This is a genomic window from Vibrio sp. YT-18, assembly GCF_033337345.1.
Classification (GTDB): domain Bacteria; phylum Pseudomonadota; class Gammaproteobacteria; order Enterobacterales; family Vibrionaceae; genus Vibrio; species Vibrio alginolyticus.
Genome location: NZ_JAWOQO010000006.1, coordinates 136340 through 158717, shown reverse-complemented (window position 1 = coordinate 158717; position 22378 = coordinate 136340). Strand labels below are relative to the sequence as shown.

Genomic DNA, 22378 nt, shown 5'->3' with positions numbered 1-22378 from the left:
CATTCTGAGGCTTGTCGCTAGACTTGATTGGTCAAAAACTGTATAAAAAGCCAGTATCAATACACCAAATTAGGGGACCAACCATGGCTGTAATCGTCAAGTACGTGGTAGAACGCAATGGAGAAGAGAAAATGACTTTTACCTCTAAAGCGGAAGCTGACGCATACGACAAAATGCTGGATATGGCAGACGAGTTATTCTCACTGCTGGGTAAAAGTGAACTTCTAGAAGACGAAGGTAAGCAAGAAGATCTTGCAATGTTCCTTGCGCAAAACAAAGAAGAAGTGCTTTACGCTCTTGGTGCAAAACGTAAACCTGCACCAAAAAAAGCAAAGAAGCTTGAAGCTGTTGAAGAAGATAGCGAGCAAGAAGACGCTGCATAAGCCTCTTATTTGTTTAGAAAAAACGTCGCATTATGCGGCGTTTTTTTATTCCTTCCGTTTATCTCCATATATCTCTGAGAATATAAAGAACCGATTTAATATCCCAAATTGCTCTAAATTTCATGTTGCGGATTAGTGTGACTTAGATCTAGTCTAAATGGGTCCGGTGATGGGGTGCCACCGGAATCGAAAGATTCGAACCGCTGTTAAAGCTAATGACTCCTACAGAAACGAAAACAGGTCAGCCCTGTTGGAAGTGCTTTCGCTTATGTTGTGAAAGCGAGAGTTCTGTAGTGAGCAATTCAACTCTTCTCCAACCCCGCACCTGTTTTCTCAAAAATTAAAAAGATATCCAAAATAGTTGTTAACTCAACAAGGCGACAAACGCATGAACCTCCTGAACATAGTTTTCTATTTGATGGAGCGAATAAGAGCAGTCAACGCCGTTGAGACTGACAAATAGGCTGGATATCGTACACTGGGAAAACATTATGCAATATTCACACGAAATCCAATCAATGTGCCCGATTCAACGCGGCGAGCTTCATGCATCTGCACCGATCCCTGTTGAAGGCGCAATGATCAATCCAAAAGACGTTATCGCGATTTCTGGTCTTAGCCACGGAGTTGGCGCTTGTGCTCCTCAACAAGGCGCAGCAAAACTGACCCTTAACGTCAAAAACGGCATCATCGAAGAAGCTTTGATCGAAACGATCGGCTGTTCAGGCATGACTCAATCAGCAGCGATGGCCGCAGAAATCCTAACAGGCAAAACCATTCTTGAAGCACTGAATACCGACTTGGTATGTGATGCTATCAACGTCGCGATGCGCGAAATCTTCCTTCAATTTGTTTACGGTCGTACTCAATCTGCTTTCTCTGAAGGCGGCTTGGAAATTGGTGCGGCACTGGAAGACCTTGGTCAAACTCAACGTAGCCAAGTGGGTACTAGCTACTCAACTAAAGCGAAAGGCGTACGTTACATGGAGTTGGCTGAAGGCTATGTAACAAAACTCGCGCTAGACGAAAACAAAGAAGTGATTGGTTACCAATATCTCAACCTAGGCAAGATGATGAAAGCCATCAACGAAGGCGTATCTGCAGCAGAAGCCGCAGACAAAGCAACGGGGACTTACGGTCGTTTTGACGAAGCCGTATCTACCATCAACCCACGCCAACAATAATTGCCACCAAGAGGAAAGAGATTATGAACACTCCAATTACTGAATCTGTACGTCGCACATTAGGCGAAATGCAACTTTCTTCTCTGGAAGAGGCTTACCAATACTGTATGGATCGTGGTATCGACCCTAAAGCACTAGTGATGGACACTCAACCTATCGCGTTTGAAAGCGCTGCCGATGCCTACACACTGGGCACTGCTTTGGCGATTTTCCGCGGTGCAAAAACAGCAGAAGAAGCTGCAAATATCATCGGTGAAGGTCTTCAGGCGTGCACAAAACCAGGCAGCGTCGCAGAGCAACGCCAAGTGGGTATCGGTCACGGTGCATTGGCGGCTCGTCTATTGAATGAAGAAAGTGGCTGTTTCGCTTTCCTTGCGGGCCATGAGTCATTCGCAGCGGCAGAAGGCGCAATCAAAATCGCATTGAACGTCAACAAATCACGTAAAAATCCGTTGAAAGTTATCCTAAATGGTTTGGGTAAAGACGCCGCTTACCTAATCTCACGCATCAATGGTTTCACTTACGTACGTACTCAATACAACTACCAAACTGGTGAGTTAGTGGAAGTAGAACGTCGCCGTTTCTCCCAAGGTCCACGTGGTGAGATCCTTTGCTACGGTGCAGATGATGTGCGTGAAGGCGTGGCTATCATGCATAAAGAACAAGTGGATGTGAGCATCACAGGTAACTCAACCAACCCGACTCGCTTCCAACACCCTGTAGCAGGTATCTACAAAGCGGAACGTAACCGTGAAGGCATGCCTTACTTCTCAGTTGCATCAGGTGGTGGTACTGGTCGTACTCTACACCCGGATAATGTGGCGGCAGGTCCTGCCTCTTACGGCATGACCGATACCATGGGTCGCATGCACGCCGATGCGCAATTCGCGGGTAGCTCTTCAGTACCTGCACACGTAGCAATGATGGGCTTCATCGGTATGGGCAATAATCCAATGGTAGGTGCAACGGTTGCACTTGCAGTAGAGGTCGGTGAGCTAAGCCTCTAAGTCGATTTATCGCTTTACTACCCAAAGCCAGTAAATCCAACAAACCCAGTGTAGGGGGAGTGACTTCGGTCCTCCCCTTATTTTTTTGCGATGCTCCCTTCTCCCATTTCACTGTGTCTCTGCCCCAAATCGGCCTGATAAGGCTTTTGCGACACATTTCTCATCAGACAAACATATCTCTAAAAAGACAAAAGGTATCCATCTACGGACTTTCTCCATTTCCCCTCTTTAAACTCCCCAATACTCTCTTTATGATGACTGACAACTTAATTATTTCTTGTCAGTGAACAGACGAGACACAAGACTCAACACATGGAGATCAACTATGGCTTTCTTCTCTCTAGCCTTTGGTACGGCAACTAAAAACCGCGACGGCAAAATCATCGAAGCGTTTTTCCCAAACCCAGTTCTTAACCCAAGCGAAGCGCTTGTTAACGCACTAGCAGCAGTAGCAGGTTACGAGCAAGGCAACCAAGCTATCGAGATCTCTGCAGCACAAAGCGCAGAACTGGCAGCAGCATTTGAAGCAAACGGCGATGCGGCAAACGCATCTTTCGCAGCAAAAGCAGCAGAATCAGCACAACCACTTGTACTGGTTATCCTTGCAACTGACGAGCAGCCACAAAGCGTTGCTGAAGGTTTCCTAAAACTTCAACTTATCTCTAACCGCCTAGTTCAACCGCACGGCACGGTACTAGACGGCATCTTCGGTCTACTACACAACATCGCATGGACTAACGAAGGTCCAATCGACCTACCTGAACTAGCAGAGCGTCAAATCGAAGCTCGCCTAGCGGGTCGTGCACTAAGCGTAGATTGTGTAGACAAGTTCCCTAAAATGGTGGACTACGTGGTACCAACTGGCGTTCGTATCGCTGACACTTCTCGCGTACGTCTTGGCGCACACGTTGGCGAAGGCACAACGGTAATGCACGAAGGCTTCATCAACTTCAACGCGGGTACAACTGGCGTGAGCATGGTTGAAGGTCGTATCTCTGCTGGCGTAGTGGTTGGTAACGGCTCTGACATCGGCGGCGGCGCATCTATCATGGGTACGCTATCTGGCGGCGGTAAAGTTGTGGTTTCTATCGGTGAAAACTCTCTACTAGGCGCGAACGCAGGTCTTGGTTTCCCAATGGGTGACCGTTGTACTATCGAATCAGGTCTGTACGTAACTGCTGGTTCTAAAGTACGCATGCTAGATTCTGCTGGCCAAGAAGTAGAAGTTGTGAAAGCCCGCGATCTTGCAGGTGTTTCTGACCTACTGTTCCGTCGTAACTCTGTAACAGGTCAAATCGAGTGTCTTGCAAACAAGAGCGCGGTTGAACTGAACAGCGAACTGCATAAAAACAACTAATTCATTCGTGAATTAGCCCTACGAAAAATCCCCCAGCAGGAAACTGTTGGGGGATTTTTTAGCTTACAGCAAAATGCGTGATTACTGATTTAAAAAGCTGACCGCTTTATCTGGGAAATCAGTAAACAAACCATCCACTTTTACTTGGTTGTAGTACACATCCATCATGCCTTCAAAGCTGTCAGTGTACGCTGGAATGCGTCCTGGATCGGCGCGGAACGTGTATGGATGCACTTGCAAGCCAGCGTCTTTTGCAGCCTTCATCAACGGCTTGATGATGATATTGTCTTTGGTTGACTTATCATCCACCAGCATCGGCTTCCAAGGTCCAATTCCTTCCGCGTAACTCGCTACTTTCTTCATTCCGTCGGCTTCGAACATCCAGTCATAACTGTATGGTGTTGCCTTGTCGCCTTTGTACACCATAGTTTCGTTCCAGTCCGTGTAAGCCATAAGCTGAACAAGCTTTAAGTCCATGTCCATTGCAGGCATGAGTTCACTGTTGATGCGTTGAAGTTCATTCGCATCAAAACACTGAAGGTAGACTTTGTCGTCTTGAGAGCCGTAACCGTACTGCTTCAAGACTTTAAGTACTGCTTTAGAAATGTCCTTACCTTCATGACGATGGAACCAAGGCGCTTTAATTTCTGGGTAAATACCGATGTCATAACCCAGCGTTTTGTTTAAGCCTTGGATCAGCTCAATCTCTTCAGCAAACGTCGGCACGGTGAAGTCAGATTTCCACATAGGGAATCGGGTTGGATAGCCCGCTACTTTGTTGCCTTTCTCATCGATGTTGAACCCTTCGGTAACTCGCAAGGATTTGATTTCCGCCAGAGTGAAATCAATCGCGTAATAACGACCATCTTTACGTGCACGATCAGGAAAACGCTCCGCAACATCCGTTACGCGATCGAGATAATGGTCATGCAACACGACCAACTGGTCGTCTTTCGTCATTACCACATCTTGCTCTATGTAGTCAGGTTTCATTGCGTAAGCAAGTGCTTTGGCTTCTAGCGTGTGCTCAGGCAAGTAGCCCGATGCACCACGATGCGCAATGACAAGCGGCTTCGCAATCGCACCAGCAGAGAGGCTAAGTGCTAAAAAAGTAAGACATACTGACTTTGTTTTCATTGTTATTTCCTTGATAAAGCGAAGAGGCAGTATTCCACTGCCTCTTTAAATAAATATTACGCTAGCGCTTCCTTCTCACGCTCTTTTTGCTCGTGGTGCGCACGTTCACCTAAGAAGGCGTACATCAAACACACGATAGAAGTAATACAAGAACCCACTAAGATGATAAAGCCACCATCCCAGCCAAAGTGGTCTACGGTGTAGCCCAAAATCGCGTTTGCGGCAACTGCCCCACCCAGGTACCCAAACAAACCAGTAAGACCAGCGGCAGTACCTGCGGCTTTCTTCGGAGCGAGTTCAAGTGCGTACAAACCGATCAGCATAACCGGACCATAGATTAGGAAGCCAATTGCAATAAGCGCCATCATATCTACTGTTGGGTTGCCTGCAGGGTTAAACCAATAAACCATCACTGCAACTGTCACTAACACCATAAATAAGATACCAGCAGGTGCACGACGACCTTTGAACAATTTGTCAGAGATCCAACCACACAATAGTGTTCCTGGAATGCCAGCCCATTCGTATAAGAAATAAGCCCATGACGATTTATCTACCGAGAAATCCTTCGCTTCTTTTAGGTAAACAGGTGCCCAGTCCAGTACGCCGTAACGAATTAGGTAAACAAATGCGTTTGCAATTGCAATCGACCAAAGAAGTTTGTTGTTGAAGACGTATTTGAAGAAGATTTCCTTCGCTGTCATTTCTTGTTCATGGGACTTGTCATAGTCATCTGGGTAATCGTCTTTGTATTCTTCAATAGGAGGCAGACCACAAGACTGAGGGGTATCGCGAACCGTCATCCAAACAAACACAGCAACCAACGTGGCGAAAAATGCAGGAACATAAAATGCAGTGCGCCAATCATCGTTAAATGCCCACAGGCCAAGAATAAATAGTGGACCAATCAAGCCGCCACCCACGTTGTGCGCCACGTTCCAAACCGAAACGATCTCACCACGCTCTTTACGTGACCACCAGTGCACCATGGTTCGGCCACAAGCAGGCCACCCCATCCCTTGGAACCAACCGTTCAAGAAAAGCAAAATGAACATCGCAGTGACGCTACCAGTCGCCCATGGCATAAAGCCAAAGCAAAACATCACTAATGCAGACATCAATAGGCCGCCACTAAGGAAATAGCGAGGGTTGGAGCGGTCTGAAACGCTGCCCATTAGAAACTTAGAGAGACCATATGCAATGGAAACAGCTGCCAAGGCGACACCTAAGTCTCCGCGGCTAAAGCCTTGCTCGATAAGATAAGGCATCGCCAAACTGAAGTTTTTACGAACTAGATAGTAACCGGCGTAGCCAACAAAGATACCGATAAAGAGTTGCCAACGGAGGCGAGAGTAGGTGCTATCGATGCTGCCAGGGGACAGACGATCAATGTGCGCCTTAGGTTTGAATATTCCAAACATAGGAACCTCATTATTTTGTATGCGATGGTAAAAACACAAAAGGAGCGAACGAAACAAAATAAATCTTCGTTCGAAAGTTCATGAATTGTATGGAGTTAGGATTTTATTTCTGTGACAAATGTTGCACATGGATTAAATATAAGTAAATACAGTAAATTATATGAGCATTAATTAGATCATCGTTCAACTTTACTCAAGATTCGTTAATATGAAACTGATATTCAAACCTCTCACTTGAGCATTCCAATTCGAAACCTTTGAAACAAAGGCTCGAATTAGAACATAAACTAACCGTAAAAAGGGCGATTTACGCCTGCCCTACTCGCTCCGAACCAACTAATAACTAAAAAGCTGAAAAACGATCACGTTTAGCATCAAACGAAATAAAAAAAACAATTTTTATTTGAATACAAGCCGAAGCAATGATTCACAAACACAAGACATTAACAGCGTTTATTCTCTTCTCAACTCATCCTATTGGTACCAATGGGATGACGATTTTTTCTAAAAGTCCAAACATGACAGCGTATTTTTTATATCACTGCTATCCCTTGATACATTTGACATTCCGCTACTCCTTTAGGGTTAATTGCTACACAAGTTCTGTGCAATAAGTCTCCAAGCACGTAGCAGCTTCACAAAACTCCTCTTACCAGTTGTGCATTCTTTTTCACATCGGTAATTTGAGCGCTCTCAACACTGGCCTCGTGACAAATAAATTATTTTCGTTGTGTTCTTTTCCGGTTAAAAGATGCGCCATTTAACAAAAACGAAGACTTTGATTAACAAATTTATGCTCAAACGCTCATTTTTAACGCTCGTTTGTTTTCGCAAACGTTTATATATGCACAATAGTATCGTGCTAGACAGGTAAAAATGATCAAAGGACTTTTAACATGACAACGAACAAACACCCCTCTCTGCTTGGAGAATGTTTGGCCGAGTTTATCGGTACAGGACTACTTATTTTCTTCGGCGTAGGCTGTGTTGCAGCCTTAGTTCTAACAGGCGCATCATTTGGACAATGGGAAATCAGTATTGTATGGGGCTTCGGTGTCGCCATCGCTATTTACTGTACGGCTGGCGTCTCTGGTGCACACATCAACCCTGCCGTTACCATCGCACTTGCTATGTTCCATGGTTTTGATAAGGCGAAAGTGGTGCCATACATTATCGCTCAAATGCTTGGGGCATTCTGTTCTGCTGCATTGGTATACAGCTTATACAGCAACCTTTTCACCGACTACGAAATCGCTCATAACTTCGTTCGCAGCAGCCAAGATGCACTAGCAACTGCTGGTATCTTCTCAACCTATCCGCATGCCTCCCTCTCTTTCTTTGGTGCTTTTGCTGTGGAATTCGTTATCACTGCTGTGCTGATGTTTGCGATTCTGGCTCTGGGCGATGAAAATAACGGCGCGGCACGTGGCGCAATGAACCCTCTATTGATCGGTATTTTGATTGCCGTCATCGGTGGTTCACTTGGCCCACTAACAGGCTTTGCGATGAACCCTGCTCGTGACTTTGGACCAAAGCTGTTCGCTTACTTCGCTGGTTGGGATTACGCTCTGACAGGTGCTAAAGACATTCCTTACTTTATCGTGCCTTTACTTGCTCCGATTGCAGGTGCGTGTTTTGGTGGTTGGTTGTATCCAAAAGCGATTGCCGCTTACCTTCCACAACAAGGTCACGGTTGCACGATTCCAAACCAATGTGAGACGGAAGAAGAAACAGAAGAAGCTAGAGCTTAAAACTGACGTAACTCGAACATTTACTAAAATATAAATAACGAAACAAAAGGATTCTTACCATGACTGAGCAAAAATACATTGTTGCCCTAGACCAAGGTACAACAAGCTCTCGCGCAGTGATTCTTGATCATGATGCGAACATCGTAAGCGTCGCGCAACGCGAATTTACTCAGATTTATCCAGAAGCTGGTTGGGTTGAACATGATCCAATGGAGATCTGGGCAACACAAAGCTCTACCTTAGTAGAAGCTCTAGCTAAGTCTGGCATCCGTAGCGACCAATTAGCGGCTATCGGTATTACTAACCAGCGTGAAACGACTATCGTCTGGAACAAAGAAACAGGTAAACCCGTTTACAATGCGATTGTATGGCAATGTCGCCGTACTGCTGATATCTGTGAAGATTTAAAAGCACGCGGTCTCGAAAACTATGTACGTGACAACACTGGTTTGGTGCTTGACCCTTACTTCTCCGGTACCAAAGTTAAATGGATTCTGGACAATGTTGAAGGCGCACGAGAAGACGCAGAAGCAGGTAAGCTGTTGTTTGGTACTGTCGATACTTGGTTAGTTTGGAAGATGACTCAAGGTCGCGTTCACGTAACCGACTACACTAACGCATCGCGTACCATGCTGTTTAACATCAACGATCTATGTTGGGATCAAAAAATGTTAGATGAGCTTGGCATCCCAGCATCTATGATGCCAGAAGTGAAGCGCTCATCGGAAATTTACGGTAAAACCAACATCGGTGGTAAAGGCGGTACTCGTATTCCTATTTCTGGAATCGCAGGTGACCAACAAGCGGCGCTTTACGGCCAAATGTGTGTTGAAGCGGGTCAAGCGAAAAACACTTACGGTACGGGTTGTTTCTTGCTAATGAATACTGGCCAAGAAAAAGTCACTTCGACACATGGCCTTCTAACTACTTTGGCTTGTGGTCCTGCAGGCGAACCAGCTTATGCACTTGAAGGCGCCGTATTCATGGGTGGAGCTTCTATCCAATGGCTACGCGATGAATTGAAAATCCTAAACGGTGCAGAAGACTCTGAATACTTCGCGACAAAAGTGGATACATCAAACGGCGTTTATGTCGTGCCTGCATTTACTGGTTTAGGCGCTCCATACTGGGATGCCTACGCACGTGGCACGATTGTCGGCCTTACTCGCGGTGTGAATTCAAACCATATCATCCGTGCAACATTGGAAGGCATCGCTTATCAAACTCGTGACGTACTGGATGCGATGCAAGCTGACTCAGGCATTAAGCTTGCGAACCTTCGCGTCGATGGTGGTGCAGTAGCGAACAACTTCCTAATGCAATTCCAATCCGATGTATTGAACACAGAAGTACACCGCCCTCAAGTAACTGAGGTTACCGCTCTTGGTGCAGCCTACCTTGCCGGCCTTGCAGTTGGTTACTGGGATAGCATTGATGAGTTGCAGAATAAAGCGGTACTTGATCGCACCTTTGAGCCACACGATGATGAAGAAAAACGCAATCGTCGTTACAAGGGCTGGAAACGTGCAGTGAAATGTGCACAAACCTGGTCTGAACTTCACGACGAAGAAGATTAATCTCATCTCCATAAGAAAAAAAGAGCGCCATTTGTGCGCTCTTTTTGCGCTTTATCCCCGATTCCTGAACTCGCTTACTTCTCACAACGAGCAAATTCGAGCACAATAGAGCTTCGAATTTGAAGCATTGGCCGTTACCAATGCACAAGGGAGTGGTAAGTGAAGCAAATACCTCGACACCAGCAGATTGTTGAGCTGGTGAAAAAACAAGGCTATGTCAGCACGGATGAGTTAGTAGAAAGATTCAATGTCAGCCCACAAACCATCCGACGCGATCTCAATGAACTCGCCGATGACAACAAAATTCGTCGTTATCACGGTGGAGCCACTATTCCTCTCAGTTCTGAAAACACATCTTACAACACGCGTAAAGCGCTCAACTTCAATGAAAAAGATGTCATTGCAGACGAGGTAGTCAAACACATTCCAGATGGTGCCACACTATTCATCGATATCGGCACCACACCAGAAGCAGTTGCGCGAGCGCTCAATAAAAACCATAAACAGTTGCGTGTTGTCACCAACAACATCAATGTTGCGACCATTCTTTTCCCTAACCCTGAAATCAAAGTCATCTTAGCGGGTGGAGAAGTCCGCAGCAGAGACGGCGGTATTGTTGGCGAGGCTACCCTCGATTTCGTTAAACAGTTCCGTCTCGACTTTGGTATTCTCGGCATTAGCGGTATCGACTTCGATGGCTCGCTATTAGACTTTGATTACCACGAAGTCCGGGTCAAACAAGCGATCATTGACAATAGCCGTAGTGTATTTCTTGCCGTAGACCACACCAAGTTCGGGCGCAATGCTATGGTGAAACTAGGCAATATTGCACAGCTCAACATGATCTTTACCAATAAGCAGCCACCAGAAGAAATCTTGTCAATTTTGAAGGAAGCTTCTATCCCACTTGAAGTGGTTGAAGCTAACGAATCAAACTCCGAAAACGAGTAACGTCAATCGTATAACTCCCCCTCAAATGACCTCTGTCTTAATTAGACAGAGGTTTTTTTGTGTCTAAATCACACAAAACGCTCACAAACGAAAATAATAGATGATCACAAACGAAACCTGAGCTAGGATTACATTATGTTCTAAAATGCTCGTTCGCTCACCAAGAGGTCAAATTTATGAGTATACAAAATAATGCTTCCACTACTAGCTCATCCACTACCTTAGACTTGATCGTAATCGGTGGCGGCATTAACGGAGCTGGTATTGCAGCAGACGCAGCTGGCCGAGGTTTGAGTGTTGGCTTATACGAAGCAAATGACTTCGCATCTGCGACTTCTTCAGCAAGTTCTAAACTGATACACGGCGGTTTACGCTACCTTGAACACTACGAGTTTCGTTTAGTTTCGGAAGCGCTCGCAGAGCGTGAGGTTATTCTTCGTAAAGCACCACACGTCGCACTACCAATGCGTTTCCGTTTACCGCATCGCCCATTCCTACGCCCAGCTTGGATGATTCGTTGTGGCCTTTTCCTTTACGATAACTTGGGTAAACGTACGACGCTGCAAGGCAGTAAAACCGTCAACCTTGCGAAATCTGGCTTGCTAAAACCAGAAATGAAAACGGGTTTCGAATACTCTGACTGTTGGGTTGATGATGCACGTTTAGTATTACTGAACGTTCTTGCGGCTCGCGAAAACCATGCTGAAGTGCGTAACTACTGCCGCGTGGAAAAAGCACACCGTGAAGGTGGTATCTGGCATGTTACTATTCACGATGTGATGACAGACCAACGTTTCGAACGTAAAGCGAAAGCGTTAGTCAATGCTGCGGGGCCTTGGGTAAAACAGTTCTTTGATGATGGATTAGAGCAAGCCTCTCCTCGTAACATTCGCTTAATCAAAGGCTCGCACATCGTTGTTCCTCGTATCCACAACGAACCGCAAGCCTACATTCTTCAAAACAAAGACAATCGCATCGTATTTATGATTCCTTACTTAGATAAGTTCTCAATCATTGGTACAACAGATGTGGAATACAAAGGTGACCCACGTGAAGTGTCGATCTCAGATGACGAAGTCGATTACCTCATTGATATCGTAAACCAACACTTTGTCCACCAGTTGACTCGCGAAGATGTAGTTTGGACATACAGCGGTGTTCGTCCTTTATGTGACGATGAATCTGACTCTCCGCAAGCAATCACACGAGACTACACGCTAGAGCTCGATGCGGAATACGACCATGCACCTCTGCTTTCTGTTTTTGGTGGTAAGTTAACGACCTACCGTAAGTTAGGTGAAGCAGCAATGAAGAAACTTGCTCCGTTCCTACCTGAAATGGGTAAAGACTGGACGGCCAACCAAACCCTTCCTGGTGGTAACTTCAGCTGTAGTCGTGAACAATTAGCGAAACAAATTCATGCTAAATACACTTGGGCGCCAGAAGCATTGATTCTTCGTTATGTTACTCAGTTTGGTACCCAAACGTGGAACTTAATGGAAGGTACAACAAGTGAAGCTGACTTAGGACAAACGTTCTCGACACAAGCCAGTGGTGTTTACCAACGTGAGATCGATTACTTAATGAACCATGAAATGGCAATGACCGATGAAGACATTTTATGGCGCCGTACTAAGCTTGGTCTTTACATGAACGAGGAAGAAAAACAGGCCTTAACGGACTATTTAAAGAAAAAGCTACAACAGAAAGTGGTTAATCTTTCTCAAGTTGGCTAACAGCTCCCCTCCCTCCCCCCACAATAAAGCCTGCTTAGTTGCAGGCTTTTTGTTTTGTTGTTTAAGCACAACACCTTGGTGCGCTCCACTCGATTGCAAATAAGAACAACTATTCATAGACATTTGGCGTTAAATACAATCATACTCATTTGAAAAATAATGCATCAATGACTTCAGAGTACCGTACTCAGAGCATTGCCTCTGTATGGCAATGCAATTCTCGCGAAAGAAGTATCTTGAGGTTATTTTGGTATCGGCTCAAACAAGGAAAAGAAAATGGGTTTTATGATTGAACATTGGGACTTCTCAACCCCAGAAGCAACTCAACAATCCACCACGGCAGAGCAAATTCAAGCTAAGCATTGGTACCATTGCGAACGGCTGCATCCTGATATTCGTGGTTGGCTGGAGCAAAACCAAGTACCTCGAGCTACGGTTGATCATCTATTAGCCGACGAAAGCCGACCATCTTTCCATCCTTTAGATGACGAGAACTTCATGTTGATTTTACGAGGCGTCAATATGAACGGCAATGCATCACCAGAAGATATGCTTAGTATTCGAATTCTCTACTTTCAAGGCGCACTCATTTCAACTCGTAAAATTCCATCACGCGCGATCATGGAGATTCGCCAAGCATTAGCGGAACACAAAGGCCCAAAAAGTCTTGCTAGTTTACTTCATCAGATCATTGAAGGATTAAACAGTAAAATAGACATTTACCTTGATACAATTGAAGAAACACTAAACCAGTTCGACGTGAATGATGAATCGACGTACAAACATATGGCGACTCAAAAAGCACTGATTTCTATCAAGCGTTTTATTCGCCCTCAGCAGTACGCTATCCGTGATCTTGTGGAGTCAGAATCAGAATTGATTGCTTTGAGACCTCATCAATATCGCTTCGCACACAATAATATTACGCGCATAAATGAAACACTTGAGTTTTATCTTGGAGAAGTGGCGCTTTTCCAAGAAGAGATCAAACATCATCGTGATGAGAAAACCAATAAAAACAGTTACCTGTTTACTTTGGTAGCAACGATTTTTCTACCAACCAGCTTCTTAACAGGTTTACTCGGTATCAATGTTGGTGGAATGCCAGGCGTGGAATCCACCATGGCATTCACCTGGTTCTGCATCGCCTTAATTGTCATTTTTGGTCTAGAGTGGTGGCTATTTAAACGCTTGGGGCTCACGAATAAAGCGGACGACGAAGACGAATAAACACTAAACCTATAAAGAACAAAAACCAAAAGAGGAGCACGCGGCTCCTCTTTTCTCTACTCACATTAGAATCTTATCCGGGGTGACCATCCACACGAGGGGTCACAAGCATCACACCAAAGCGCCACACAAATAGCCCAAACGCAACAATCCATAATCCGCCGCTGATATCAATCCACAGTATCATGTTCGCTGGATCAAAGATCACGGCGAAACTGCGAACCAAAGCTGCCGCGGTAATCGCTGCAAACGCAAGGCTCATGTTTGGCCCTTTGTAGATCATGCGACCAGTATGTCCCATCGTCACCCGTGCAATCATCGCTAAAATCAAACCGCCTAACGCACCTATCGCAAACAGGTGAATGAGGTTATGGCTGGCAAATGCATCTCCCCAGACGCCTCGCAAAATTAAGCTTAGTGGTAAACACAAATACGCAGCATGCAGCGACCACACTAAAGGCTCGCTCAGGGTTAACCAAGGTTTCCAGCGAACAAAACGCACCAACTGAGCAACACCTGCAAATAGCATCAAAGGACTACCTAGTTCTGCAAACGTCACAGGGAAAAAGCTCAGCACAAATAGCATTACCAACGGCAAGTTCGCGAGCCACTCTAACCAAGCCAATGGTTGCGCTTTTTCGAAATTAAATCGACGCGCAGTAAAAAATGGAATCACACGTCCGCCCATCACTGACAACAGCAAGGTAAACCACCACAGCATTGCTTGCCACACCGCTGAAGAGCTAAACGGCGGCATACCTTTTATCGTTGCGTAGCTTGCAAAGTTCGCAAAGATGGCTAAAAGAAACAGTGGAACGAAAAACAAATTACGCCAACCTTTGGCTCGATACACACGAATGCCCACCTCATAGGCGACAAACAGTAAAAATACCGCTTCGATACTGCTGGTTAACCATAACGGTGCTGGTGTCCAAAGCAATATGCGGGGCACTAACCACAAGCCAAATAAAGCCAGAAGCATGTAATGCTTGGTACCATTAATGCCAGTCCAGTTTTGTACCGCGGTCAGTACAAAGCCAACTACAATGGCCATCGAAAAACCGAACAACATTTCATGTACGTGCCACCACAATGCAGGCACGGCTAATGCGTTTGGCTGTCCGCCTTGGAACATCCACACCCACAACGCAATCGCAACAATGGCGTAAATCGACCCAAACAGAAAAAACGGCCGAAAGCCTAATCGCAGCCATGCGGGGATTTTTTCTTCTACTTTTTTATCGGTGATATTCAGCATTATCTTGCCCTCAAGCGTCTCTCGATGCTGGTTAACTCAACTACATATTGATGCTACCATAAACATGTATAAAAAATACATGTTTATAATTAAGATTATACTTAAGAGGTAAAGTTGTGCTTCAGATGCGGGTTAGGTATAAACATGAGAGGCACAACTATCAGTTAAGGGATGCAACGACAATGTACATATTTGGCTATGGCAGTTTGATTAATTCTGCGTCGCGTAAGTTAACCGGACAAACGGGAGAAGCCATTCCCGTCATAGCACATGGGTTGGTTCGCTACTGGGGGAAGATTGACGACAGCTACAGCCTCTCTCCATTAGTGGTGAACCAAGGCGATGGACAGGTTAATGGCGTTTTACTCGAAGTAAATGAAGAAGCGCTCGCAGAATTCGACCGCCGTGAGCGAGGTTATCATCGTATTCAACTTCAGCCAGATCAAATCGAAACAGATGCGAGTTTTAACCAAGAACATGACATTTGGGTTTACGTAAAAGACGAGCCACTACCACCATGCGAAAAGAGCCCAATCATGCAAAGTTATGTTGATACCGTACTGGCAGGTTGCTTGGAAGTTTCCCACGCGTTTGCAGAGCATTTTGTGCGTCACACCATTGGCTGGCAACACGCGAAAGAAAATGACCGCCACCAACCCAAATATGGCAACCTTGCAGGCGTACAAGATCACCATTATGAGTTGATTGATAATCTAATAAAAAAAGGAGCCTAACGGCTCCTTTTTAGTATCTATGTTTTGCTTACGCGAGCTTAAAACTTGTAATCAACACCAACGTACAGGCTGTCAAAATCAAAATCTTCGCTGCCACCGTTTTCGGCATCAATACTTACCGAAGAAGCACGGTAGCCACCAGATACAACCAAACCTGAAGCGAACTCATAACCAGCCTCAACACCGTAGTTAAAGCCTACATCACGACCATCATCGGTAACAGTGCTAGATGATTTCACTTCATAAGAAACACTCATTACACCAAGGCCAGCAATCGCACCAACATAGAAGCCTGTACCTGCAAATTGGTATTTAGGCTTCGCATTGAAATTGAACGCAGAAGCATCAACACTAAATTTAACCGGCCACCCCATGTAAGAAAATGTTTCTTCAAAGTCGCCAAAGTATATGTACTCACCTTCAAAAGCTAGTTTGAAGTTTTCTGAATATTGAAGCTCTTTACCTACAGCAAGGCTAAGACCTGTCGCAGAAAGATCTTTTGACAAGCTTTTAACTTTAAGATCTGAATTTACCAAATCAGCACCAACATACCAGTTACCTTTTGCTTGAACTGATGCTGAAGCAACCACTGCACCTAAAGCCAATAATGGCAATACTTTTTTCATTATAATTTCCTAATTTTTCATACTGTTAGACAGCTTTTAAAAGCGCGGAGATTATAAATAGAGTTGAATACTTTCCTATTGATTTGTTTATAAAATGAGACACAAAACATAAACATGAACAATAAAACGTTTGCTTGATTAAACTCTAAACAGCTCGAGTCCTATTAAATACTAGAGTTACCACAAGTAGCAAGTTTCCAAACCAGTCGCGTTTTTCAGTATTTTTACAGCAATATAATCCTTACGTTTACGGCTTTATTTATTACTCAATAGAGTCTATTTCATGAAAACAATTTGGCTTGATATGATGATTTAAAGTGTTTAGGACTGTCTTACTAAAGGTTTGTGCATATCTAAGTAGCTGTTTAAAATAGTCAGATTATTGAGCTCACACTTGGGCAGTGCCAACGGGAAATTTACATGGCAAAGCTAAAAGATATCGCCATTGAAGCAGGCGTCTCACTTGCAACCGTATCGCGGGTTTTGAACAACGACCCAACGTTGAGCGTTAAAGAAGAAACCAAATACCGCATTTTGGAAATTGCAGAAAAACTGGAGTACCGCACCAGTAGCTCGAAGAAAGGCATCAAAGAAGCTAAGCAAAAACATCACTTTTTAGCCTTATATAACTACAAACAAGAAACAGAGGTGAATGACCCTTACTACTTATCAATTCGTCATGGGATTGAAACGCAATGCGACAAATTAGGTATTACGCTAACCAATTGCTATAACAGTGAAATTGATGTTGAAACGAAAAAGATAACAGGTGTCCTTTTAGTCGGAAATGTCGACCAAAAGGTAGTAGATAAATTACCTAAACGTCTAGCCGATAGCATTTGCTACATAAACTTTTCAGATCCAACCTGCCCTTATGATTGCGTTGATGTCGACCTTATTCGAATCAGTAGGCAAGTAGTTGATTTCTTTGTACAACGAGGCCACCGCCGCATCGGTTATATTGGCGGTCAAGACAAGCACGACGCAGCTGACACTCGTGAAAATGTGTTTTTGGACTATGGCTATCTAAAAGGCGTGGTCGCAGAACATGATATACACTATTGTGCCTGCTCTAGTTTGTCCGGTTATAACTTAGCGAAAGAGATGCTAGCCAAAGGTGACTTCCCGAAAGCAGTATTCATTGATTCAGACTCCATCGCGATTGGCATAGTACGTGCAATCCATGAATTTGGCTTAAAGATACCAGAGGATATTACACTGATTAGTATGAATGATATTCCTACTGCTCGCTTTACCTTTCCGCCGTTGTCTACAATTCGTATTCACTCTGAGTTGATGGGAACTCAGGGAGTGAACTTACTAGTGGAAAAATACCGAGATGGACGCTTACTCCCTCTTCATGTATACGTTCAAACAGAGCTTAAACTACGTGGTACAACTCAATGATACCTTTTCCATTAATCTCTTTTATGAATTAAATCTGGAACATCCCCCCCTAACCCAAGATATTCATTTTGCACAATCAGTACTGTTTCGGCGTAACGCCGATAACTCAGCGGGTAGTAAGAAGTTCAACAACAAATCACTCTAAGCACCATGAGTGCCCCAAATGTTTATCATTTAGAGGTGATGGTCGAAGAAACCAACTCGCGTAGCCAAATGCCTTTGTCTTCATTGTTTCGGCTGGAATGCCACAGCATGGCAATATCAAAATCCGCAACGGCGATCGGCGGCTTAACAGTAATGAGATCGTCCGAAAAGCCCTCCGCCAACGCCATTTTTTCTGGCACGATGGCAATGAGATCGCGCTTTTTCAATAGATGCCGAATAGTGAGAAAGTTGCGCGACGCCACGGTGACTTTGCGGCTCAAGCCATGTTCTGCGAGCTTTTGGTCTACTTGTGTCTTTAAGCTCCCATCGGGACTTACCAGAGCTTGCTCGATGTTCGCGAACGCTTCCAGAGACAGCTGTGTTTCCCCTTTCAACACCTGTTTATCACACATGCACACGTGTTTTTCGGTGTACAAGTACAAGCTCTCAAAGTTGTCATCCAACACCGGCATGCTGCCAATAATGACATCGAGCTTTTCGTGCTCAGTTAATGCCACGTAGTTGCTACGATTGACGTTAATAAAACTGATCTGCGCCTCTGGGGCGCGCTGGCGTATTTCGTCATAAAGCCGAGGAGCAAAGATAAACTCGGCATAATCCGTTAACCCGATGCGACATACACCCGCGTAATTTTCAGGTTGGAAGGCAGACTTAGTGAGCAAGTCTTTGGCGATAGAATCCAACAAGTGATGCACAGTTGGCGCGATGTGGTGAGCGTGCTCGGTGGGCTCCATCTTGTGCCCTTTTCGCTCAAAAAGCGGGTCGTCAAACAACAACCTTAAACGAGACAAACTATGACTCATCGCCGACTGGCTAACGTAACTTTTCTCTGCCGCGACGCTAACGCTTCGATAGCGATACAAGTAGGAAAACGTCACCAATAAGTTCAAGTCAATGTTGCGCCACTGAATGTCCTCTTTCACTCCAACATCCTCATCCCATTTCATTCATAGATGAAATTAAAATCATCAATTTGAGTCATTTTAGAGCATTCGATAAATTAGCAACAATGCTTTTTAGATAAACAGGCTCGACATGTTCACCATATTCAAAACTTTTTTCTGGCTGGGTTGGTTCAGCTTCGGCGGCCCGGCGGCTCATATTGGTTATTTTCGCCAAACCTTTGTTGAGAAACTGAAATGGCTTGATGACAGCGAGTACGCGCAAATTGTCGCGCTCAGTCAGTTTTTGCCGGGACCGGGCTCAAGCCAAGTTGGCTTTGCTTTAGGCTATAAACGTGGCGGTTTAGGTGGCGCATGCGCAGCATTTGTCGGATTCACGCTTCCTTCAGTGGTCATCATGTTGGCGCTGGCGATGGTGAGCAGCCAAATCACCGACACCGCAGTGTTCCAAAACATCGTTCACGGCCTAAAACTGCTCGCAGTCGTCGTCGTGGCGGATGCGACTTGGGGCATGTACAAAAACTTCTGCCAAAGTAAACTGACCGCGGGTTTGTGCGTCGCGACTGCGATTGCGTTGCTGGTGGCACCAAGCATCATGACGCAAATGTTCGTGTTGATCGCAGCAGGTTTTGTCGGAATGCGATATCTGAAGAAAGACTCCGCGCCATCAGCCGAGTCGTTTAAACCGTCTATCGCGCCATTAGCTCTATTTGCTATGCTTTTACTCGGCTTACCGTTAGTGGCTCATACGTTACCTTTGCTTGGGCTGTTTAGTGATTTTTTCCAAGCTGGTAGCTTAGTGTTTGGTGGCGGTCATGTGGTTCTGCCGCTTCTGCAAAACATTGTTGGCGACCAGCTCAGCCAAGATGCATTTTTAACAGGCTACGCCGCTGCACAAGCTGTACCGGGGCCAATGTTCACCTTTGCTACTTTTATCGGTTATGAGCTTTCGGATACGCCAATTTTAGGCGCTCTGATCGCAACGCTTGGCGTATTCCTCCCTGGGTTTCTTTTACTACTTGGCGTTCTTAAGAACTGGCAAGCACTGGCAGGCAAACCGCTGGTCTCCGGCGCCATCAACGGTGTAAATGCCTCGGTAGTAGGGTTACTACTCGCGGCACTTTACCAGCCAGTATTTAGCAGCGCAGTTGTTGCTCCCATCGACATGGCGTTAGTGATTGCGGGTTTCTATCTACACAAAAAGCTCAACCTTTCGGTACTATGGATGATCGTATTTTTTGTGGCAGCAGGCCTTGTCACGGGCATGATGTAGCCTGCTGATACGCCAACTATTGAATCTAGATAAACCACGGGCACTCAAATACGAGTGCCCTTGCTTAGATTAGATAGTGAAAACGGAACAGACCCCGATAAAAAGAGCATCACAAATTATGACTTAACTTCTCTCGGTTAAGCCATTGTTCATTCTTACCAACTTAACTGCATCATGACGAGAATGGACATTGAGTTTTTTGTACAACTTGTATATATGGCTTTTCACTGTACTTTCAGATAAAAAAAGTCTTGAAGCAATTTGTTGATTTGAAATGCCGTACACAAGTAGCTCTAGAATCTGTTTTTCTCTGCATGTTAACTCATCATGCTGCTGTTCTTCGGACAAATTTGCATGCCGATAATTGAGGACTAACTTCTCTAGGTACATTCTTGGTAGCCACAACCCACCTTTCAGTACGTATTCCGCGCCATCACATATATGTGTCACTGATGCACTTCGGAGCAAAATTCCTTTTAACAACTTCCAATGCAGTAAGTCCGTTTGTACTTTTTCACAAGGGACGTTGTGAAGCATAAAGGACCACCCAAATAGATCAAAATCTGGTAACTTTCCTTGTACTTCAAGCTGACGCATAAAATCGTAATCAATAAACATCAAATCGATACTGAGTGAGTGACTTCTGAACACCACTTCATCTGGTTGCATTATCTTTACATCGACATCATGAATGGAAGACAGCTGTTTTTTTATTAAGTTACTTTGTAAATTACTCTCAGCTAGCAGTATCAAGTGCTTCTTTTCCATAGTCCCACCACATTAACTTACCTGTTTCACCAACCCCCGTTAGAAAATTAATTGGAGGCAGCAAAGAGAATTTATCTTCATTTTAAGTAGAAAATATAGCACTTCAGAATGATATCGCATTGCTTTTCAGCACCGAAAAAGACTTAAAAAGTATGAACCTGTTGTGTTTTTATCCATACTTTTCAACCTGTGTTAGCATAAGGATATGATTTATAATATTAAATAATAAAGATAATAATTGGATAAAATGCCATTTATAAAAAATGGATGACTGCTCCGCTCAGTGCAATAGAACAAATTACTTCTTTATATTGGCTTCATTTCATACTTGATGAGTACTTAAAGTAAATACAAAAAATAACATTATGATTATGTTATTTTTTTCTTTAATACTTTAAATAGACGTACCTAAATACTCCCTTCCAGCCTGAATCATTCTCAATAATGAGAACAGCTTTCACTGATCCTTTCTTATAATTTCATCGCTTCCCACAACATTTGAAGGAAGCAGCAAGAAGTTAAGTGCAGTCATTTTTAATCAGGAATAACAGGAAATGGAGTAATCGTTATGACTCTAAACAAAACAGGGCTTGCTTTAGCAATGTCAGCAATTTTATTTAGTGGCTCTCTAATCGCGAATGAGATCGATGATGGAGACGACAACATGCAATGGACTGACAGCGCTAATACCGATATCGGTTTATCTGGCAGCTTCAATGATAACAGTGACAATAGCGCATCTCTCGGTGTTGGTGATAGCTTCAACGACAACAGCGATAATAGTGCGTCACTAGGTATTGGTCATAGCTTCAACGACAACAGCGACACTGACAACAGTGCAACTCTTGGTGTTGATGACAGCTTTAATAACAACAGCGACAACTCAAACTCGAGCACTAACACAGCTCAAAGCCACAACGACAATAGTACGTCTAACGCTAACGACAACAGTACCAGTGCTGATCTTGATGTGAGCCTAAATAGTGATAGTAGTGACTCAAGTACTAACACAAATAGAAGCCACAACGACAACAGCGACTCTAGTACTACTGTAAGACGTAGCAACAACGACAACAGTGACTCTAGTATCAACAGTAGCTTTAACGATAACAGCGATAATCGTAATCAAAGCGACAACCGTAACCAGAGTGATAACCGTAGCTACGCTGATTCAAGCACAACAAACTCGAACAGCTTTAACGACAATAGTAACTATCAAAGTGACTCGAGCTCAACAAATGTTGATAGCTTCAATCAAGTCCATATGGATACAGATATGGTTGTTGCGAGCTCAAGCCTAATGGGTGGTGTTACAGGTGCATCAGTTATTTATGCAACTAACGCGGATGATACTCGAGTTCGAGTTGAAAACATGAACACCCTTGGTGGTCTTGGTGGTGCAGCTGGTATTACTACCGTTGGTCAAAATGCTGGTTCAAATTCACTTGTACAACAATCTGTTACAACTAATGCAAGTGTGTTTACTGGGGGTGAGTAACCGACTAGTAGGA

General features: G+C 44.4%; 19 protein-coding genes and 1 riboswitch. Of the genes, 13 read left to right on the top strand and 6 right to left on the bottom strand.

Annotated elements, in window-relative coordinates; genetic code table 11:
* The first annotated feature begins 83 nt into the window (after positions 1–83).
* From R7M72_RS10485 to dapD, 4 genes are all read left to right on the top strand, one after another.
* Entirely contained in the window at positions 84–383 is a 300-nt protein-coding gene (locus R7M72_RS10485; RefSeq protein ID WP_005380208.1) for a YebG family protein, read from the top strand.
* A gap of 156 nt (positions 384–539) precedes the next feature.
* A riboswitch (Fluoride riboswitch) is annotated at positions 540–615 on the top strand.
* A 259-nt stretch (positions 616–874) separates the two neighbouring features.
* The gene (locus R7M72_RS10480; RefSeq protein ID WP_193838112.1) at positions 875–1567 is read left to right on the top strand and encodes an iron-sulfur cluster assembly scaffold protein; all 693 of its coding nucleotides are present in this window, start codon (positions 875–877) and stop codon (positions 1565–1567) included.
* A 23-nt stretch (positions 1568–1590) separates the two neighbouring features.
* Positions 1591–2574 (top strand): GGGtGRT protein, encoded by a 984-nt coding sequence (locus R7M72_RS10475; protein WP_315956543.1) that lies wholly within the window; start codon positions 1591–1593, stop codon positions 2572–2574.
* 325 nt (positions 2575–2899) lie between these two features.
* Complete coding sequence (dapD, locus tag R7M72_RS10470) at positions 2900–3931, top strand: 2,3,4,5-tetrahydropyridine-2,6-dicarboxylate N-succinyltransferase (protein WP_005391708.1); 1032 nt, start codon at positions 2900–2902, stop codon at positions 3929–3931.
* Positions 3932–4012: 81 nt separating this feature from the next.
* On the opposite strand, the gene glpQ is transcribed toward dapD, so the two are convergent.
* Positions 4013–5068, bottom strand: a complete 1056-nt coding sequence (gene glpQ / locus R7M72_RS10465) for a glycerophosphodiester phosphodiesterase (protein WP_005380201.1) — start codon at positions 5066–5068, stop codon at positions 4013–4015.
* Positions 5069–5124: 56 nt separating this feature from the next.
* Positions 5125–6489, bottom strand: a complete 1365-nt coding sequence (gene glpT, locus R7M72_RS10460) for a glycerol-3-phosphate transporter (protein WP_005380199.1) — start codon at positions 6487–6489, stop codon at positions 5125–5127.
* 896 nt (positions 6490–7385) lie between these two features.
* On the opposite strand from glpT, the gene R7M72_RS10455 reads away from it, so the two are divergent.
* The 5 genes from R7M72_RS10455 to R7M72_RS10435 all read left to right on the top strand — a co-directional run bounded on the left by R7M72_RS10455 (position 7386) and on the right by R7M72_RS10435 (position 13734).
* Positions 7386–8240 (top strand): MIP/aquaporin family protein, encoded by an 855-nt coding sequence (locus tag R7M72_RS10455; RefSeq protein WP_005380195.1) that lies wholly within the window; start codon positions 7386–7388, stop codon positions 8238–8240.
* A gap of 59 nt (positions 8241–8299) precedes the next feature.
* Positions 8300–9817, top strand: coding sequence for a glycerol kinase GlpK (glpK, locus tag R7M72_RS10450; protein ID WP_005380193.1), 1518 nt, complete (start codon positions 8300–8302; stop codon positions 9815–9817).
* Positions 9818–9976: 159 nt separating this feature from the next.
* Positions 9977–10768: a DeoR/GlpR family transcriptional regulator gene (locus R7M72_RS10445; RefSeq protein WP_005380192.1), complete on the top strand. Its 792-nt coding sequence runs from the start codon at positions 9977–9979 to the stop codon at positions 10766–10768.
* 176 nt (positions 10769–10944) lie between these two features.
* On the top strand, positions 10945–12504 hold the full coding sequence (gene glpD / locus R7M72_RS10440) for a glycerol-3-phosphate dehydrogenase (RefSeq protein ID WP_176311143.1): 1560 nt from the start codon (positions 10945–10947) through the stop codon (positions 12502–12504).
* Between the two features lie 276 nt (positions 12505–12780).
* Positions 12781–13734, top strand: a complete 954-nt coding sequence (locus tag R7M72_RS10435; protein WP_005391702.1) for a CorA family divalent cation transporter — start codon at positions 12781–12783, stop codon at positions 13732–13734.
* A 73-nt stretch (positions 13735–13807) separates the two neighbouring features.
* Here R7M72_RS10435 and R7M72_RS10430 read toward each other — a convergent pair whose 3' ends face one another.
* The gene (locus R7M72_RS10430) at positions 13808–14992 is read right to left on the bottom strand and encodes an NnrS family protein (RefSeq protein WP_315956544.1); all 1185 of its coding nucleotides are present in this window, start codon (positions 14990–14992) and stop codon (positions 13808–13810) included.
* A 182-nt stretch (positions 14993–15174) separates the two neighbouring features.
* Here R7M72_RS10430 and R7M72_RS10425 point away from each other — a divergent pair, with 182 nt between their 5' ends.
* A complete protein-coding gene (locus R7M72_RS10425; RefSeq protein ID WP_025768214.1) occupies positions 15175–15726 on the top strand; it encodes a gamma-glutamylcyclotransferase family protein in 552 nt (183 codons plus the stop codon).
* Between the two features lie 38 nt (positions 15727–15764).
* Here the strand turns inward: R7M72_RS10425 and R7M72_RS10420 are convergent, their stop codons facing one another.
* Positions 15765–16352 (bottom strand): outer membrane beta-barrel protein, encoded by a 588-nt coding sequence (locus R7M72_RS10420; protein WP_017820436.1) that lies wholly within the window; start codon positions 16350–16352, stop codon positions 15765–15767.
* A 420-nt stretch (positions 16353–16772) separates the two neighbouring features.
* On the opposite strand from R7M72_RS10420, the gene ebgR reads away from it, so the two are divergent.
* Positions 16773–17759 carry a transcriptional regulator EbgR gene (gene ebgR / locus R7M72_RS10415; protein WP_025768213.1) on the top strand — a complete coding sequence of 329 codons (987 nt, stop codon included), beginning with the start codon at positions 16773–16775 and terminating at the stop codon, positions 17757–17759.
* A gap of 170 nt (positions 17760–17929) precedes the next feature.
* Here the strand turns inward: ebgR and R7M72_RS10410 are convergent, their stop codons facing one another.
* Positions 17930–18847, bottom strand: a complete 918-nt coding sequence (locus R7M72_RS10410; RefSeq protein ID WP_115386440.1) for a LysR family transcriptional regulator — start codon at positions 18845–18847, stop codon at positions 17930–17932.
* Positions 18848–18959: 112 nt separating this feature from the next.
* Here R7M72_RS10410 and chrA point away from each other — a divergent pair, with 112 nt between their 5' ends.
* Positions 18960–20099: a chromate efflux transporter gene (chrA, locus tag R7M72_RS10405; RefSeq protein ID WP_005380170.1), complete on the top strand. Its 1140-nt coding sequence runs from the start codon at positions 18960–18962 to the stop codon at positions 20097–20099.
* A gap of 123 nt (positions 20100–20222) precedes the next feature.
* Here the strand turns inward: chrA and R7M72_RS10400 are convergent, their stop codons facing one another.
* Positions 20223–20867 carry a response regulator transcription factor gene (locus R7M72_RS10400; RefSeq protein WP_318056162.1) on the bottom strand — a complete coding sequence of 215 codons (645 nt, stop codon included), beginning with the start codon at positions 20865–20867 and terminating at the stop codon, positions 20223–20225.
* Between the two features lie 568 nt (positions 20868–21435).
* Between R7M72_RS10400 and R7M72_RS10395 the strand changes: the two genes are divergently transcribed.
* Positions 21436–22365 carry a hypothetical protein gene (locus R7M72_RS10395; RefSeq protein WP_005391691.1) on the top strand — a complete coding sequence of 310 codons (930 nt, stop codon included), beginning with the start codon at positions 21436–21438 and terminating at the stop codon, positions 22363–22365.
* Positions 22366–22378 lie beyond the last annotated feature (13 nt).

Bases quoted from the DNA above. Each gene is read 5' to 3' on its own strand.
- R7M72_RS10435 (WP_005391702.1), top strand. From the start codon at position 12,781: ATGGGTTTTATGATTGAACATTGGGACTTCTCAACCCCAGAAGCAACT.
- glpD (WP_176311143.1), top strand. From the start codon at position 10,945: ATGAGTATACAAAATAATGCTTCCACTACTAGCTCATCCACTACCTTA.
- R7M72_RS10395 (WP_005391691.1), top strand. From the start codon at position 21,436: ATGACTCTAAACAAAACAGGGCTTGCTTTAGCAATGTCAGCAATTTTA.
- R7M72_RS10400 (WP_318056162.1), bottom strand. From the start codon at position 20,867: ATGGAAAAGAAGCACTTGATACTGCTAGCTGAGAGTAATTTACAAAGT.
- R7M72_RS10485 (WP_005380208.1), top strand. From the start codon at position 84: ATGGCTGTAATCGTCAAGTACGTGGTAGAACGCAATGGAGAAGAGAAA.
- glpQ (WP_005380201.1), bottom strand. From the start codon at position 5,068: ATGAAAACAAAGTCAGTATGTCTTACTTTTTTAGCACTTAGCCTCTCT.
- R7M72_RS10475 (WP_315956543.1), top strand. From the start codon at position 1,591: ATGAACACTCCAATTACTGAATCTGTACGTCGCACATTAGGCGAAATG.
- glpT (WP_005380199.1), bottom strand. From the start codon at position 6,489: ATGTTTGGAATATTCAAACCTAAGGCGCACATTGATCGTCTGTCCCCT.
- R7M72_RS10480 (WP_193838112.1), top strand. From the start codon at position 875: ATGCAATATTCACACGAAATCCAATCAATGTGCCCGATTCAACGCGGC.
- R7M72_RS10430 (WP_315956544.1), bottom strand. From the start codon at position 14,992: ATGCTGAATATCACCGATAAAAAAGTAGAAGAAAAAATCCCCGCATGG.
- R7M72_RS10425 (WP_025768214.1), top strand. From the start codon at position 15,175: ATGTACATATTTGGCTATGGCAGTTTGATTAATTCTGCGTCGCGTAAG.
- R7M72_RS10455 (WP_005380195.1), top strand. From the start codon at position 7,386: ATGACAACGAACAAACACCCCTCTCTGCTTGGAGAATGTTTGGCCGAG.
- ebgR (WP_025768213.1), top strand. From the start codon at position 16,773: ATGGCAAAGCTAAAAGATATCGCCATTGAAGCAGGCGTCTCACTTGCA.
- glpK (WP_005380193.1), top strand. From the start codon at position 8,300: ATGACTGAGCAAAAATACATTGTTGCCCTAGACCAAGGTACAACAAGC.
- R7M72_RS10420 (WP_017820436.1), bottom strand. From the start codon at position 16,352: ATGAAAAAAGTATTGCCATTATTGGCTTTAGGTGCAGTGGTTGCTTCA.
- chrA (WP_005380170.1), top strand. From the start codon at position 18,960: ATGTTCACCATATTCAAAACTTTTTTCTGGCTGGGTTGGTTCAGCTTC.
- dapD (WP_005391708.1), top strand. From the start codon at position 2,900: ATGGCTTTCTTCTCTCTAGCCTTTGGTACGGCAACTAAAAACCGCGAC.